Genomic DNA, 14,106 nt, shown 5'->3' on the forward strand with positions numbered 1-14,106 from the left:
GCGTAAGATCACATTCGAAAAGTAAGTGTTGTGATAGCCTTTTCATAAGAATGCATTTTCCATTTATTTTATATGAGTATTCAAGCTCAGTAAGAGTTGGAAAAGAAGGGGGCTTATCACATTGTCTATTTTAACTCGCACAAATCGACTCGGATTTTTTGAAATCCGGCTGGAATCCATTGGTGGACTCGGCGCTAATCTGGCTGGCAAAATGTTAGCCGAAACCGGGGTGCTTGGTCTAGGGCTGAATGCTTCAAATTTCTCATCCTATGGTTCGGAAAAGAAGGGAAGTCCGGTTAAAAGCTTTGTTCGCTTTTGTGAGCCGGAGGTGGATATTCGGGATCACAGTCCGATTGAGCAACCGCATGTGGTAGGCATTTTCCATGAAACATTATACAAAACGGTAAATGTGATCAGCGGACTGCCAGCGGATGGGATTGTAGTGGTCAATTCCACACGTCCGGCAGAAGAAATACGGGCTGATTTGGGACTGGTATCCGGTACATTAGCAGTGGTCGATGCAATGGGGATCGCACTGGAAGAGCGAACCAAATTGAATACGTCCATGCTGGGGGCCTTGTTCCGTGTCTGTGATTTCTTAGATCCGGAAGCAATGAGATCGGTTATACGCAGTACCTTTGAAAAGAAAAATCCACAGTTGGTAGAACCTAATCTGCGTACGTTTAACCGTGGATTTGAGGAAATGGAACTACACGTATATCCGGTTACGGATGACGCGCAGGATCGGGTTTTTGAACGTCCGCAGCCTTTGCTGGGGTACGAAACGCAATTACTGGGAGGCGTTATTGCGACTCAGGGAAACAGTATGACGAGAGATGTTAGTGGTTCACGTCAGGGTTATGTGCCTGAATATGAAGCTGATAAATGTACCCATTGTGCCAAGTGTGATTCGATCTGCCCGGATTACTGTTTTGTATGGGAAGAGCAAGCAGACAAACGCGGAAGAATGATGCCGTTTTTGCAAGGGATTGATTACCAGTATTGCAAAGGATGTCTGAAATGTGTAGATATTTGCCCATCGGGGGCGTTAAGCTCGCGTCGCGAGCAATGGGGCTGGGCGGAGCAGCATCGTGTTGCCCACCAATTTCCGGTATATGAAGGAGGGCGTGCGTAATGGCAAAACTGGAGGAGGAACTCAAACAGACGGGCGCCGCACAAGTGACAACGTTCGAATCCGGTAATGAAATGGCAGCTACGGCGGCTGCGCAGATCAATTATCATATGATGGGATATTTCCCGATCACTCCATCGACCGAGGTAGCGCAGTATCTGGATCAAATGAAAACGCGTGGTCAGCATAATATTAAACTGGTTGCAGCCGATGGAGAACACGGATCGGCAGGGATTTGTTATGGAGCTGCGGCAGCTGGAGCGCGGGTTGTGAACGCCACCAGTTCGCAAGGTTTCCTGTACATGCTGGAGCAGTTGCCTGTTCAGTCAGGTACCCGTTTCCCTATGGTTATGAACCTGGTGACAAGAGCTGTCAGTGGTCCCTTGGATATTCGGGGGGATCATTCGGACCTGTATTATGGTTTGAATACAGGCTGGGTCATTTTGGCGGCAAGTACGCCACAGGCTGTGTATGATATGAACATCATGGCCCTGAAAATCGCAGAGCATAGCGATGTACGGTTGCCTGTAATGGTCGCATACGACGGTTTTTATACATCTCATCAAAAACGTAAAGTGCAATATTTTGCCGATGCAGAGACCGTGCGCGATTTTGTAGGCCCCAACCCGAACCTGAATTATCCGAATATTACGGATTTTGATCATCCTGTCACTGTGGGTGCGCATATGAACGGTGATGACCTGACGAATAATCACGTTCAACTGTCCGAAGCGTTGAAGCTTTCAGAAGGAGTATATGAGCAGGTAGTAGCAGAATATGCTGCTTTATCCGGTCGGGAATATCCGATTTTGGACCTGTATCATATGGAGGATGCTGAGGTTGCGGTATTTCTGCTGAATTCGGCGGCTGAATCGGCCAAGGATGTGGCGGATCAACTCCGTGCGCGTGGCATTAAAGCTGGTGTGATTCGTCCGAATATCATCCGGCCGTTCCCAGCCGCACAACTGCGGGAGGCGTTGCGCCATGTCAAGGCGCTGTTGGTGGGTGAACGTGCAGATTCGTACGGGTCGGATGGCGGTAATTTGACGCACGAAATTAAGGCGGCGTTGCAGGAGGACCCACTGAATCAAACCCTCGTATTGAGCCGTATCTTTGGCTTGGGAGGAAAGGATTTTTATGCGGAAGATGCAGAGGCGTTCTTCCAGCTTGCGATTGAGGCGGTAGAGGCTGGACGAGCGGAGAAGCCCTTTGATTATTACGGGATTAATCCGGGTTCAGCGGACAAGGTGATGCCGCAAGTCATGCAGCCACCACGTGGCAATGCATACCGTACGGGTCTGATTCAGGTTACGCCGGATGAGGCGACCGGGAAGCTCAAAGTCAAGGTACCACCTCTGCGTTCGTTAACAACCAAACCACGCCGTCTTACTCCGGGTCATGGGGCTTGTCCTGGTTGTGGAGCCTTGTCTGCACTAGAACTGTTTTTTAAAGGGATTGAAGGCGACATTGTTGTACTGTTCCAGACTGGCTGCGTATATGTGGTGACGACAGGGTACCCATACACATCACACAAGCAACCGATGATCCATAATCTTTTTCAAAACGGGGCCGCTACCCTTTCAGGAGCGCTGGAAGCTTACATGGAGATGAAGCGACGTAATGAAATTGAGATGTCGGATGATCCGACCTTTATCATGATCAGTGGTGACGGCGGGATGGATATTGGTATGGGTTCTGCGATTGGTGCGGCTCTGCGTAACCATAAACTGATCATGCTGGAATATGATAACGAGGGATACATGAATACAGGCTCTCAGCAATCGTACTCCACTCCAATGGGGCATATGACGAGTACGTCGGGTGTAGGGAAAATGCAAAAAGGGAAACAAGGGCATCATAAGGATACTGTGCAAATTATGGCCGCCTGTAACATCCCGTATGCCTTTACAGCAGCCGAAAGTCATCCGCAGGATATGCTGCGCAAAGCCGCCAAGGCTCAATGGTACGCCAACAACGTGGGTACGGCATATGGTAAAATTCTGTGCGCCTGCCCACTCAACTGGAAATCCGAAGACAGATTGGGTACTAGCATCGTGGGCGCCGCAGTCGAGTCTTGCTTCTTTCCTTTGTACGAAATCGAGCAAGGGAGCACGACGATTACGTACAATCCGGAAGACAAGGGAAAACGGATTCCAGCCGCAGAATGGCTGAAATTAATGGGTAAAACGAAGCATCTTCTCAAAGAGGAAGCAACGCTGGCTACCTTTGAGCAGGAGATTGAGCGTCGCTGGACTATCCTGAAAAAGAAACATGAAATTTCGGAGTTATAATTCTGTTTTTTTGCATAATAATCGTGTAACATTGTTAGCCGCTGTTTCGGCACCAGTTCGATTGAGATTCCTTGCGCTTGCTGCGCAAGGAATCTTTTTTTGCGTTTATGGGTTGAAGCATAAAAAAACAGGTAATGATTTCCGATATAGGAGTGGAGGCCTATAGAAGGCATGTTATAAAGTTTTCTTTTGAATTTTAAGATGCAATGAGGTGCAGGTAATGATTAAGCTGAATACAGTTGAAATAATTGAAATTATAAAGAAGCAAATCCCCAAGGTTATGAACATCACGCCAGTGGAACTCAAGTTTACGGATGATTTTGGACGGGCATCGCTGGCGGCAACAGAACACAAATTCACGCTGACGAACCAGCATTATTCTGCCAAGGTGATGGATTGCGTGTTAGAAACACAAGTGCGCCCTATTTTAATGTGTGAAATTATTTATTTTCTAAAATGCGAGTTTATTGATGGGTATGTGGATGTAAGACTGGATTATGAAGCATGTTCTGAGGGAGAGCGAGGACCTGTTGCTTCAGCTGTCATTACCTTTGATCATGATACGCAGCTTGGAGTCGACGAACTGGCCGATCTGATTGACCTGGCGCTTCATATGAATGATAAAACCTGGTTTGAGGAACTCTCCACTCAATATGTCAAAAGCAAAGCAGAAGCTTCGATTAGATAACTTGCTTTTTTTAGAAGTCGGTGCTAATATACGTAACAAGTTTAATGTTAATTCAATTAAATAAGAGCAAGATCCTTCGGGGCGGGGCGAAATTCCCCACCGGCGGTGATGACATGTTTGTGAATCGCTTCTGAGAACACAGCATGGCTTAGTCCGTGACCCGGATGCTGAACAATCAGCAGAAGGTGGACCTGGTGCAATTCCGGGACCGACAGTATAGTCTGGATGGGAGAAGGGTACGAAGCGCATGTGCATGACGTGACATGTGCCAATTTTTAGCATACGTAAAAGTACGTACGGCTTATTTCGTTGTAGGACAGCATCGGACGACAGCTTTTATTAAGCTTTCTTTTCGATAGTGTTCTGAGCGTAATTGGCTGTATTGTCATCATGCTTTCTTTTGGCAGACCTATGATTTCATGTCATTTTAATACATGTATGAACTGCGCTTGTATACTACATATGTGACTCTCATCACCCCCATGACGGATTGAATCCTGACTGGGGGTTATTTGCGCTTACAGCTGATGAATTAGGGATAAACTGAAATGTAGTGGAAAGGAGTGAAAGCATGTTTACCGGATTGGTCGAGGAAGTGGGTCGCATTCAAAGTATTTCCAAAAGTGGTGAAGCGATGGTGCTAGGTATTTCGGGTTCTGTGGTATTGGACGATTTGAAAATAGGCGACAGTGTCTCGGTGAATGGTGTTTGCCTGACGGCAATACAGATTGGTACTAAAGATTTTAAGGTTGATGTGATGCCTGAGACTTTTCGCAGCAGTAATCTAAGGGAACTCAGATCCGGCAGTCGAGTCAATTTGGAGCGGGCGATGGCGGCGAGTGGAAGATTCGGAGGACATATCGTACAGGGACATGTGGACGGGACGGGTACGATTCGCGGAGTGACATCAGAGCAGAATGCGGTAGTGTTCGAAGTTGAGCCTTCTGATCAAGCATTATTTAAATATGTTCTTCTCAAAGGGTCAATTACAATTGATGGTATCAGCCTCACAGTCGCGCAGCGGACGAGAAATAGCTTTGCTGTATCTATTATCCCCCACACCTTAGCCGAAACGGCCTTACAAGCCAAACGTGAGGGAGATACCGTGAATATTGAATGCGATATATTGGGCAAATATGTGGAGCAACTTTTACATTACAGAGGTTCAGCGTCGACGGAGAGAGCCGATCAAGCCCCACTTAGTTTGGACTATTTGGCGAAACACGGCTTTGCCTGATACAGCCTGTTACAGAATAATAGAAAAATTGGTTCAGGAGCATTCGTGACACAAGACATAAGGAGGAGAGGGTTATGGATAGAGGCATCCAAACAAGTGCAACGACAAACATCATGGAGCAGGATGAGTTGCACCACGACGAAGAGATTCGATTGGATTCCATCGAAGAAGCATTGGAGGATTTAAAGAACGGCAAAGTCGTTATTGTAGTGGATGATGAACAGCGGGAAAATGAAGGCGACTTTATCGCTTTGGCTGAAAAAGCATCGCCCGAGGTGATCAATTTCATGATTACAGAAGGTCGCGGATTGGTCTGTGTGCCGATCACACAGCACCGAGCCAAGGCATTGGAATTGCATCCTATGGTAGAGCAAAACACAGATTATCACGGTACCGCCTTTACGGTATCGGTAGATCATATAAAGACAACAACGGGGATTTCAGCGGCCGAGCGCTCTTTGACTGTTCGTGCCTTAGCCGACGAAGCAATCACGGGAAGCGATTTTCGCAAACCTGGTCACATGTTCCCGCTAATTGCTCGCGATGGTGGGGTCTTGGAGCGTGCCGGTCATACTGAAGCGGCTGTCGACCTGGCCCGACTCAGCGGCTTTAAGCCTGCCGGGGTCATTTGCGAAATTATAAAGGAAGATGGTTCGATGGCCCGCTTACCTGATTTGGTCGTGATCGCCAAGCGACATCAATTGAAGCTGATTAGCATTCAGCATTTAATCGACTACCGTCGTCGTTTGTCATTGTAAATAATTCAAAAAAAGAGAGGTTGATAAGCATGGCACGTTTTCTGGAAGGTAATCTCGTATCGAATGGTTTAAAGTATGGTATTGTGGTGGGCAGATTTAATGAATTTATTACAAGCAAACTGTTGAGCGGTGCACTTGATGCACTTCAACGACATGGTGCACAGGAAGGTGAAATTGATGTAGCGTGGGTGCCGGGTGCATTTGAAATATCGCTTATTGCACAAAAAATGGCCGCAAGTGGAAAGTATGATGCTGTCATTACGCTTGGCACGGTTATCCGTGGTTCTACTTCACACTATGATATCGTCTGCAATGAAGTGGCCAAGGGTGTGGCGGCAAGCAGTCTGAAAACGGGTGTCCCTATTATTTTTGGTGTAGTGACTACGGAAAATATTGAGCAGGCCATAGAACGGGCAGGTACAAAGGCTGGTAATAAAGGTTGGGATTCTGCGCTGGCTGCGATTGAAATGGCCAATCTCGGTAAGCAGTTCTAATGATATAAATGGCTGAAAGAACGGCATAAACTGCAAAGTGGAAAAGGGATTAGATTGTTAAGCAAGGCGATGACGTATATACTACAGAAAGAGGGATTGATAACGTAGAACATAAGTGCTAATGGGGAAAGGTATTGTTGAATGATGATTGGAGTAAGGCAGGGGGAAGCACATTGACAGTCGTAAATTACAAGCTGGAAACATTCGAGGGTCCGCTGGATCTACTGTTGCATCTGATTGATAAAGCCGAGATCGACATTCAGGATATCCCGATTAGCGATATTACTGATCAGTACATGGCTTTTTTGCACAGTATGCAGGAGCTGGAGCTGGACATTACAAGCGAGTTTCTAGTGATGGCGGCGACGCTCTTATCCATTAAGAGTAAATTGTTGCTTCCCAAGCCACCTGTGATGGAATATGACGATTTGGATTTTTATGAAGAAGAAGACTATGATCCACGTGAGGAACTGGTTCGCAAGCTGGTGGAGTATCGTAAATACAAAGGGATTGCTCGCCATCTGAGCGAACGGGAGTGGGAACGTAGTCTGATTTATGGCAAGGAGCCGGAAGATTTGAGCGCATTCCTGCCAACCGAACCCGCAAATCCGGTGCATGGGCTGCATGCGAGCGATTTGGTCGCGGCCTTTCAGCGTGCATTGCGCAAAGCTGAACGACGTACGACGGTAACCCGTGTTCATCGGGACGAAATTTCAGTCAAGGACCGTATCCGGCAAGTTATCGGGGCGCTAGAGAAGGTGGGGAATGGAGGACGGCTGCTGTTCTCCAAGCTGATGCATGAGGATATGTATCGGCATGAGGTGGTTGTAACCTTTTTGGCTATCCTTGAATTGATGAAAATGAAGCAAATCTTCTGTTATCAGGAGAAGCTTTTCGATGATATTGTAATGGAGTGGAGAGGGGATTTACGGGTTAATGGATTATCTGAAGCTGAAATCAATTATTGAGGGGCTACTGTTTCTCGCGGGAGAGGAAGGGTTGTCCACCAAGCAGATCGCCGACATTGTAGAACAGCAGCAAGAGCTGGTTGAAAAGTGTCTGGAGGATATGAAACAGGATATGGAGCAAGGAGGAAGAGGTCTGCAGCTTGTCCGTATTGCTGGTCATTATCAGCTTGCAACTTTATCCGAACATGCACCTTATTTTGAAAAGCTCGCCTACTCTCCTGCACGTGCCTCATTGTCTCAGGCTGCTTTGGAGACACTGGCCATTGTGGCCTACCGCCAGCCCATTACAAGAGTTGAAATCGAAGAGATTCGAGGTGTCAAATCCGAGCGGGCCATACATACACTGGTCAACAAGGAGCTCATTGAAGAGAAAGGTCGAGCTGAGGCCATCGGACGACCAATATTGTACGGAACGACGAAATCATTTTTGGATTATTTCGGTCTAGGCTCTCTTGAAGATCTACCGCAACCGGAGCAGTTCGAGGATTCAGACAATTTAGAAGAAGAGACACAGCTATTGTTCGAGCGTCTGGAGAGTAGCCAGCCTACGGAGAACGATTCGGATCCGGAATCTTAAATTCAAAAAATTCAAAAGACAGCCAGTCCTTACGTCGTTGAGGGCTGGCTGTTTGGCATTTTAAGATGCATGATTTTCCGCTGAAAGGTCATACTATTTTTGCCATGATATTCTATAGCAAAAGGGTAGGGAGGACTCGCCAGTGTGGAAATGGATCAGTATCGCCATCATCATCGTTATATTCATTGTACTGGCTATTCTGCTCTCTCGTATTCGATTGAAGCTGGAAATTGCCAAGCATGACAATGATGATCGGGCGCATCTAGAGATCAGATTTCTATACGGCTTGATCAAAATGGATTACGATATTCCAGCCATTCTCATTACAGGTTTGAAAAAAGGGCTTCTCTATCGGCTTGACCGCAATAAAAATATACATAAAACGGATGCTTCTGTGGATAGCGGAAATATTGATACCGAAAAAATCAAGCAATTTATACATGATATCCGGATTTTGCTCAAGGGTACACAATCCTTACAGCGATGGCTGAGACATACATTGGCTCATGTAACAGTGTCGAAAATGGAGTGGTCTACCAATATTAGTCTGGCTGACGCAGCTTATACAGCGACCTCAACTGGTATGTTGTGGGGATTAAAAACGAGCTTGATCGGTTTTGCCTCCAGCATTGTGCGCATGGAATGTACCCCAAAGGTGTTTGTGGTGCCTTATTGGGTGGACCGGCTACGTTTTACTACCATCTTGAATTGTGAAGCAAAAATATCGTTCGGTTATTTAATCTTTTCCATGCTCAGATTAGCTTTCCGCATATGGCGCGTTCCGGGAGGCATAGAGGCATGGAAGCGGGTTATTTCCAAAGCTCCTGAGAATCATCAAGCCAACAGTAAAGAATAAACAGTGTAGAGGATTGACATACATATTTCCTGAACCTTTGCGCACAATAGCGAAAGAAAAGCAGTCTACGCTTGAGATAAGCAGAGGAGGAATAAAACATGTCAGATCATCCGATTCAAGGGCTCATGCAAACCGCGATGGAGAACATCAAGGCCATGGTGGACGTGAATACGATTGTGGGAGACGCAGTGGAAACACCCGATGGTTCCGTTATTTTGCCAATCAGTAAGGTAGGATTTGGCTTCGCAGCCGGCGGAAGTGATTTTAACGTAGATGAAGAGTCGCTTCATACTTCCTCATCGGGTAATCATAGTGGGAAGGAAGTACATCCTTTTGGTGGCGGTAGCGGTGGTGGTGTATCTATACATCCCATTGCCTTTCTAGTTGTCGGCAAACAGGGAGCACAAATCGTTCCGTTGGACAATCAAACGCATCTGTTTGAGAAAATCATCGACTCCACACCATACCTGATCGATAAGGTTCAGTCTATCTTCCAGAATTCAGGCAGCAACATGCAGACTCCACCTCCACAGGTACCTGCAAATGCTAATACGGATCAAAGTCAATCTGGACCGGCTTACTTGTAAAAGTTATTGAAATTAAAAGTGTCCTCTTAAGAAGGTATCCCCAAGCCAAAGAATGGCCTAGGAATACCTTCTTTTTAGTATGCACTCGACCCTATTCCTGAATATACTGCCTTCCGCCAATGACAGCATGTATACAGTGACTGAATTCTTGGTAATAAAATGTATTCACTGATAGTTCATTTTCTCGGTTTTCTTCGGATGCGAACTGTGATAGGTAAACGAAGTCTGGGTAGATCACTTCATTTGTCAAATAAGCAGATACCGTGGCATCGGGGCGACGATGTTGATTAAGAGAATCAATAATACCTTGAGCCGGCAAGATGCCAATCCCATGGCCATAGAATGAATCTTCCTTCAATTTGACGACATTTTCTCCCTTCCATTCCAATGAATCTGACGACACATCTGGATTGTTGAAATACAGGATGTCCCCAGGTACTGCTTTATGGCTGCCTTGCTGTTGTATAAGCCTGAGATCACTGTCATAGTGCCAATCATACAACAGCATATCTGCAAAAATCTGATTAAACTCACTTTCCAGAATGGAATCCAGTACTCCTTTGTACAACACAATAACCATTGCTGTTGCACATTCAAAAGCGTATTGTTGACCGTTTATAAAGATATCTCTGATCCCCTGCGCGGGAGTAACACCTGCTTTGATCCGAAAACCGCCTTTTTCCGTTAACTCCCAAAATTGCGGGTTGCAACGCGCGGTAGCAAAAGTGGCAAAGGATACACCACTTTGATGTAATGCTTGTGCGGACTCTACAATCCGCGATCTTAAAATCATTTCAAACTGTAATCGCTGCATGTTGTAACCCCCCCTCGATTTCATATTTAACGTTAGTAACTAATATTATATGTGTTCAGGATTGCAAGTTGCTTGGTTAACGTAGAAAGAAAGCAAAACAGGAGCGGCTAATGACTGTCCTGTATAAGGAATTTTCTGTTATAAAGGTGGACATACTTTGAACAGCTTGGACATAGAATGGTACAAGACTTGCTCAAAACCGGAGGAATCCAAATGTTTAAAAAAAAACAACATATCCATGCGGACCACATCCATTATAAGAATAAGGCACGCGCATTTGTTTTGCCGCTAGCGCTTATGCTTATTTTGTCATTGCCGCTTACATTGCTGAGTCCACAGCCTGTTCTGGGAGCAATGAGAACAGAAGCAACACCGCCCACGTTAGGAACTCATGCCCAGGCTGCTTCTTTAATTGATGTCACTTCAGGACGGATCATATATTCAGCCGAAGGTGACCGGGAGCTCCGTATAGCTAGCCTAACCAAAATTATGACTGCGATTGTAGCCATTGAACATGGACGCTTGCAGGACCGAGTAAAGGTGAGTTCAACGGCGTATGCCAAAGAAGGATCTTCGCTTTTTCTGCAGATGGGTGAACAAATGACGCTGGAAAATATGCTGTATGGCTTAATGCTCCGTTCTGGTAATGATGCAGCTTCTGCCATTGCAGAGCATGTGGGTGGAACAGAAGAGGGATTTGTCCATTTAATGAATGACAAGGCGGTTCAGCTTGGGCTAAACCATACACATTTTGCTAATCCTCATGGGCTGGATGCCGACGGACATTATTCCTCAGCCAACGATATGGCCCGGCTCACCGCTTATGCGCTGCATAATCCAACTTTTGCCCGTATCGTAAAAACAGAACTGAAAAAAGCACCGAACCCCAACGATTCCTGGGACTACTCATGGCATAATAAAAACAAAATGCTGCGGCTGTATGAGGGAGCTGACGGTGTAAAAACAGGCTATACTAAAAAAGCGTTTCGCTGTCTAGTCAGCTCGGCCACACGTGAGGGGCGTCAGCTGGCTGCTGTTACCTTGAATGACGGGGACGATTGGAATGATCATGCCCGTATGCTTGATTACGGCTTCCGCTATTATCCCCTCATTCCGATTACGGACAAGCAGCAGTCTATTGAGGGTTACCCCCTCTTGACAGGTGCGAGTTTTTCTTATCCTTTACATGAGGGTGAGAAGACTCAATTGCACAAAAGACTGGTATTGTTTAAAAATTCCGCTTCGGCAGGTAGAGCTGACGTGTCTTTTGGTTTGCGAGGACGGGTCGAATTTTTACTGGAAGGTAAATTGATCGGTTCCGTTCCTGTATATGAAAAAGGTAGTAAGCTGCCTGCTCAAACTACTGTGCAGCCACAGCAGGAGGCTCCGACTGCACAAGCTCCTGCAAACCATACTCAGCAACGAGGTTGGACGAGCAAATGGAATGAAATTCTTGAAAATCTGTTTGGAGCATAAGGCAAGTAGGTTTGATGCTATAAAGCTGCGGTGTCACATCATTGGAAAAAGGGGGAATCAGTCATGATTCATCTCATATGGGTGGCTTTGATTTGTATAGGATTTCTATTTGCAGCCGCACAGGGAAATATAGAGGTGGTGACGAAGGCAGCTTTTGACGGGGCAACTACGGGTGTTACAGTATGCTTTGGACTGATAAGTGTGCTGGTATTCTGGATGGGTATGATGAGGCTGGCTGAAGACGGTGGGCTCTTACAGAAAATATCTAAGCTGCTTTCTCCTTTGGTCGCCTTTCTCTTTCCTGATGTTCCTCGTAATCATCCCGCTATGGGCTACATTTTGTCCAATATGAGCGCCAATCTACTCGGACTGGGGAATGCAGCAACACCAATGGGGATCAAGGCGATGCAAGAGTTACAAACACTCAATCCTGATAAGCAAACCGCTACACCCGCCATGTGTACGCTGCTTGCGCTGAATACAGCCAGCATTACGCTTATTCCTACAACGTTGATCGCCATTCGGCTAAATTTTCACTCCGCACACCCGGCTGAAATCGTCGGAACGACACTGGTGGCGACCGCAATAGCTACCTTTGCCGCCATTGCGGCGGATCGTTGGTATCGTAGTCGAGAATTGCGTCGCCGTCCTCCAGCGAATCCGCCGTCCCAGACTTCCTTGGCGCCACGTACCTCGCCTGCACCAACATCTGTAGTTTCTTCACATGTACCGCCCGTATCTTCACCTGCCGTACCGCGAACGGGAATCACAGCTACCAAGGGCAGGGACACCACTTGGAAAGGATGAGGGAGGCATGCTGAATTTTATTAACCTCGTATCGACTTGGGCCATCCCGGTTATTCTCGCTTTTATTCCTTTATATGCATATGCCAAAAAGGTCCCTGTCTACGATTCTTTTGTAGATGGAGCCAAAGACGGCTTTTCTACCGCCATCAGCATTATTCCTCATCTTGTAGGCATGATGGTGGCGATTAGCATTTTTCGAGCATCCGGCGCTTTGGACTATGTAATATCCTGGGTAACCCCGTGGATTAAAAACTGGGGCGTACCTGGCGAGGTGCTGCCTTTAGGTTTGCTTCGTCCATTGACGGGCACGGGTTCACTCGCGTTCACGACGGATTTAATTCGCACTTATGGTCCCGATTCCATGATCGGTCGGATTGCTTCAACGATTCAGGGCAGCACAGATACGACGCTGTATGTATTAACTGTATACTTTGGTGCGGTAGGTATCCGCAATGGACGATATGCCTTGAAAGTGGGACTATTTTCAGATGTGGTTGGTTTTGTAGCGGCTATTGCCATTTGTTTGCTTGTATTTTGAATTTTGCATCGTTTTTTGAACGGGGGTTGTGATTTTGCTCATGGATGGGTATCATTAGCATGAGGTGAATTAGCGAACATGGAAAGATTGCAGAAAATATTGGCCCAAGCCGGTGTAGCTTCCAGACGTAAATGTGAGGAGCTTATTCAGGCGGGCAGTGTGGAAGTTAACGGGGTTACCGTAACTGAGCTGGGAACGAAAGCAGACCCTGATCAAGATATGATTACAGTAAAGGGACGCCCGATCAAAACTGAGAAAAAAATCTATTTGATGATGAACAAACCCAAAGGGGTCATTACAAGCGCTTCCGATCCGGAAGGTCGCAAAATTGTGTCTGACTATCTGAAAGGCGTCAAGGAACGCGTATATCCGGTCGGACGTCTCGATTACGACACTGAAGGGTTGCTGTTGCTTACCAATGACGGAGAGTTCGCCAATCTGCTCACCCATCCCAAGCATCATGTGCCGAAGACGTATGTGGCTACAGTCAAAGGCGTTCCGCACGGTACTGAGCTGGACAAGCTGAAAAAAGGAATCGTGCTGGAGGATGGCATTACTGCACCGGCCGAGGTAGAATATAAGGATGTAGATCCGGACGGTAAGGAATCTGTGATCCAGATTACCATTTATGAAGGCAGAAATCGTCAGGTAAGACGGATGTTTGAGGCCATTTCGCACCCAGTCATCAGACTCAAGCGGATTGCCTTTGGGGATCTATTGCTGCAAAACTTGAAGCGCGGTCTCACCAGACCCCTAACCAAGGACGAAATCAACCGTCTCATTCAACTTGCCAAATCAGACAACACGAAAAAGAAACGGACAGGACGGGGGTCATAACCCCGGCCTTTTTGGTGTAAAGAGGCTGTTGGATGAGAGTAAAGTT

Annotated in this window: 15 protein-coding genes and 1 riboswitch; of the genes, 14 read left to right on the forward strand and 1 reads right to left on the reverse strand. The window is 46.6% G+C overall.

Annotated features, from left to right (window positions below):
* Window positions 1-121 precede the first annotated feature (121 nt).
* From G7035_RS18715 to ytfJ, 10 genes are all read left to right on the forward strand, one after another.
* Window positions 122-1,135, forward strand: coding sequence for a 2-oxoacid:acceptor oxidoreductase family protein (locus G7035_RS18715; RefSeq protein ID WP_017427522.1), 1,014 nt, complete (start codon window positions 122-124; stop codon window positions 1,133-1,135).
* On the forward strand, window positions 1,135-3,423 hold the full coding sequence (locus G7035_RS18720; RefSeq protein ID WP_019687884.1) for a thiamine pyrophosphate-dependent enzyme: 2,289 nt from the start codon (window positions 1,135-1,137) through the stop codon (window positions 3,421-3,423). The genes G7035_RS18715 and G7035_RS18720 overlap by 1 nt, the downstream gene beginning before the upstream one ends.
* A gap of 220 nt (window positions 3,424-3,643) precedes the next feature.
* A complete protein-coding gene (locus G7035_RS18725) occupies window positions 3,644-4,111 on the forward strand; it encodes an IDEAL domain-containing protein (protein ID WP_019687883.1) in 468 nt (155 codons plus the stop codon).
* 68 nt (window positions 4,112-4,179) lie between these two features.
* Window positions 4,180-4,352: riboswitch (FMN riboswitch) on the forward strand.
* A 330-nt stretch (window positions 4,353-4,682) separates the two neighbouring features.
* Window positions 4,683-5,348: a riboflavin synthase gene (gene ribE, locus G7035_RS18730; RefSeq protein ID WP_019687882.1), complete on the forward strand. Its 666-nt coding sequence runs from the start codon at window positions 4,683-4,685 to the stop codon at window positions 5,346-5,348.
* A gap of 74 nt (window positions 5,349-5,422) precedes the next feature.
* Window positions 5,423-6,106: a 3,4-dihydroxy-2-butanone-4-phosphate synthase gene (gene ribB / locus G7035_RS18735; RefSeq protein ID WP_019687881.1), complete on the forward strand. Its 684-nt coding sequence runs from the start codon at window positions 5,423-5,425 to the stop codon at window positions 6,104-6,106.
* A gap of 29 nt (window positions 6,107-6,135) precedes the next feature.
* Window positions 6,136-6,600 carry a 6,7-dimethyl-8-ribityllumazine synthase gene (gene ribH / locus G7035_RS18740; RefSeq protein ID WP_017427524.1) on the forward strand — a complete coding sequence of 155 codons (465 nt, stop codon included), beginning with the start codon at window positions 6,136-6,138 and terminating at the stop codon, window positions 6,598-6,600.
* Window positions 6,601-6,773: 173 nt separating this feature from the next.
* Window positions 6,774-7,568 carry a segregation and condensation protein A gene (locus G7035_RS18745; protein WP_017427525.1) on the forward strand — a complete coding sequence of 265 codons (795 nt, stop codon included), beginning with the start codon at window positions 6,774-6,776 and terminating at the stop codon, window positions 7,566-7,568.
* The gene (gene scpB / locus G7035_RS18750; protein ID WP_019687880.1) at window positions 7,537-8,145 is read left to right on the forward strand and encodes an SMC-Scp complex subunit ScpB; all 609 of its coding nucleotides are present in this window, start codon (window positions 7,537-7,539) and stop codon (window positions 8,143-8,145) included. The genes G7035_RS18745 and scpB overlap by 32 nt, the downstream gene beginning before the upstream one ends.
* A gap of 142 nt (window positions 8,146-8,287) precedes the next feature.
* Window positions 8,288-9,001 carry a DUF2953 domain-containing protein gene (locus G7035_RS18755; protein ID WP_016822239.1) on the forward strand — a complete coding sequence of 238 codons (714 nt, stop codon included), beginning with the start codon at window positions 8,288-8,290 and terminating at the stop codon, window positions 8,999-9,001.
* Window positions 9,002-9,099: 98 nt separating this feature from the next.
* Window positions 9,100-9,588 carry a GerW family sporulation protein gene (gene ytfJ / locus G7035_RS18760; protein ID WP_016822238.1) on the forward strand — a complete coding sequence of 163 codons (489 nt, stop codon included), beginning with the start codon at window positions 9,100-9,102 and terminating at the stop codon, window positions 9,586-9,588.
* 91 nt (window positions 9,589-9,679) lie between these two features.
* Here ytfJ and G7035_RS18765 read toward each other — a convergent pair whose 3' ends face one another.
* Entirely contained in the window at window positions 9,680-10,402 is a 723-nt protein-coding gene (locus tag G7035_RS18765) for a protein-glutamine gamma-glutamyltransferase (RefSeq protein ID WP_019687879.1), read from the reverse strand.
* A 213-nt stretch (window positions 10,403-10,615) separates the two neighbouring features.
* Between G7035_RS18765 and G7035_RS18770 the strand changes: the two genes are divergently transcribed.
* The 4 genes from G7035_RS18770 to G7035_RS18785 all read left to right on the forward strand — a co-directional run bounded on the left by G7035_RS18770 (window position 10,616) and on the right by G7035_RS18785 (window position 14,060).
* A complete protein-coding gene (locus G7035_RS18770) occupies window positions 10,616-11,878 on the forward strand; it encodes a D-alanyl-D-alanine carboxypeptidase family protein (RefSeq protein WP_019687878.1) in 1,263 nt (420 codons plus the stop codon).
* Between the two features lie 63 nt (window positions 11,879-11,941).
* Window positions 11,942-12,685, forward strand: a complete 744-nt coding sequence (locus tag G7035_RS18775; RefSeq protein WP_019687877.1) for a nucleoside recognition domain-containing protein — start codon at window positions 11,942-11,944, stop codon at window positions 12,683-12,685.
* 7 nt (window positions 12,686-12,692) lie between these two features.
* Window positions 12,693-13,223 (forward strand): spore maturation protein, encoded by a 531-nt coding sequence (locus G7035_RS18780; protein ID WP_014599983.1) that lies wholly within the window; start codon window positions 12,693-12,695, stop codon window positions 13,221-13,223.
* Window positions 13,224-13,301: 78 nt separating this feature from the next.
* Window positions 13,302-14,060, forward strand: a complete 759-nt coding sequence (locus G7035_RS18785; RefSeq protein WP_013371714.1) for a pseudouridine synthase — start codon at window positions 13,302-13,304, stop codon at window positions 14,058-14,060.
* The last annotated feature ends 46 nt before the right edge of the window (window positions 14,061-14,106 follow it).

The sequence above is a fragment of the Paenibacillus polymyxa genome, assembly GCF_015710975.1.
GTDB classification, from domain to species: domain Bacteria; phylum Bacillota; class Bacilli; order Paenibacillales; family Paenibacillaceae; genus Paenibacillus; species Paenibacillus polymyxa.

What these genes read in the sequence shown, in the direction of transcription:
- G7035_RS18720 (WP_019687884.1), top strand. Translation starts at nt 1,135, where the DNA reads ATGGCAAAACTGGAGGAGGAACTCAAACAGACGGGCGCCGCACAAGTG.
- G7035_RS18725 (WP_019687883.1), top strand. Translation starts at nt 3,644, where the DNA reads ATGATTAAGCTGAATACAGTTGAAATAATTGAAATTATAAAGAAGCAA.
- ribE (WP_019687882.1), top strand. Translation starts at nt 4,683, where the DNA reads ATGTTTACCGGATTGGTCGAGGAAGTGGGTCGCATTCAAAGTATTTCC.
- ribB (WP_019687881.1), top strand. Translation starts at nt 5,423, where the DNA reads ATGGATAGAGGCATCCAAACAAGTGCAACGACAAACATCATGGAGCAG.
- ribH (WP_017427524.1), top strand. Translation starts at nt 6,136, where the DNA reads ATGGCACGTTTTCTGGAAGGTAATCTCGTATCGAATGGTTTAAAGTAT.
- scpB (WP_019687880.1), top strand. Translation starts at nt 7,537, where the DNA reads ATGGATTATCTGAAGCTGAAATCAATTATTGAGGGGCTACTGTTTCTC.
- ytfJ (WP_016822238.1), top strand. Translation starts at nt 9,100, where the DNA reads ATGTCAGATCATCCGATTCAAGGGCTCATGCAAACCGCGATGGAGAAC.
- G7035_RS18765 (WP_019687879.1), bottom strand. Translation starts at nt 10,402, where the DNA reads ATGCAGCGATTACAGTTTGAAATGATTTTAAGATCGCGGATTGTAGAG.
- G7035_RS18770 (WP_019687878.1), top strand. Translation starts at nt 10,616, where the DNA reads ATGTTTAAAAAAAAACAACATATCCATGCGGACCACATCCATTATAAG.
- G7035_RS18775 (WP_019687877.1), top strand. Translation starts at nt 11,942, where the DNA reads ATGATTCATCTCATATGGGTGGCTTTGATTTGTATAGGATTTCTATTT.
- G7035_RS18780 (WP_014599983.1), top strand. Translation starts at nt 12,693, where the DNA reads ATGCTGAATTTTATTAACCTCGTATCGACTTGGGCCATCCCGGTTATT.
- G7035_RS18785 (WP_013371714.1), top strand. Translation starts at nt 13,302, where the DNA reads ATGGAAAGATTGCAGAAAATATTGGCCCAAGCCGGTGTAGCTTCCAGA.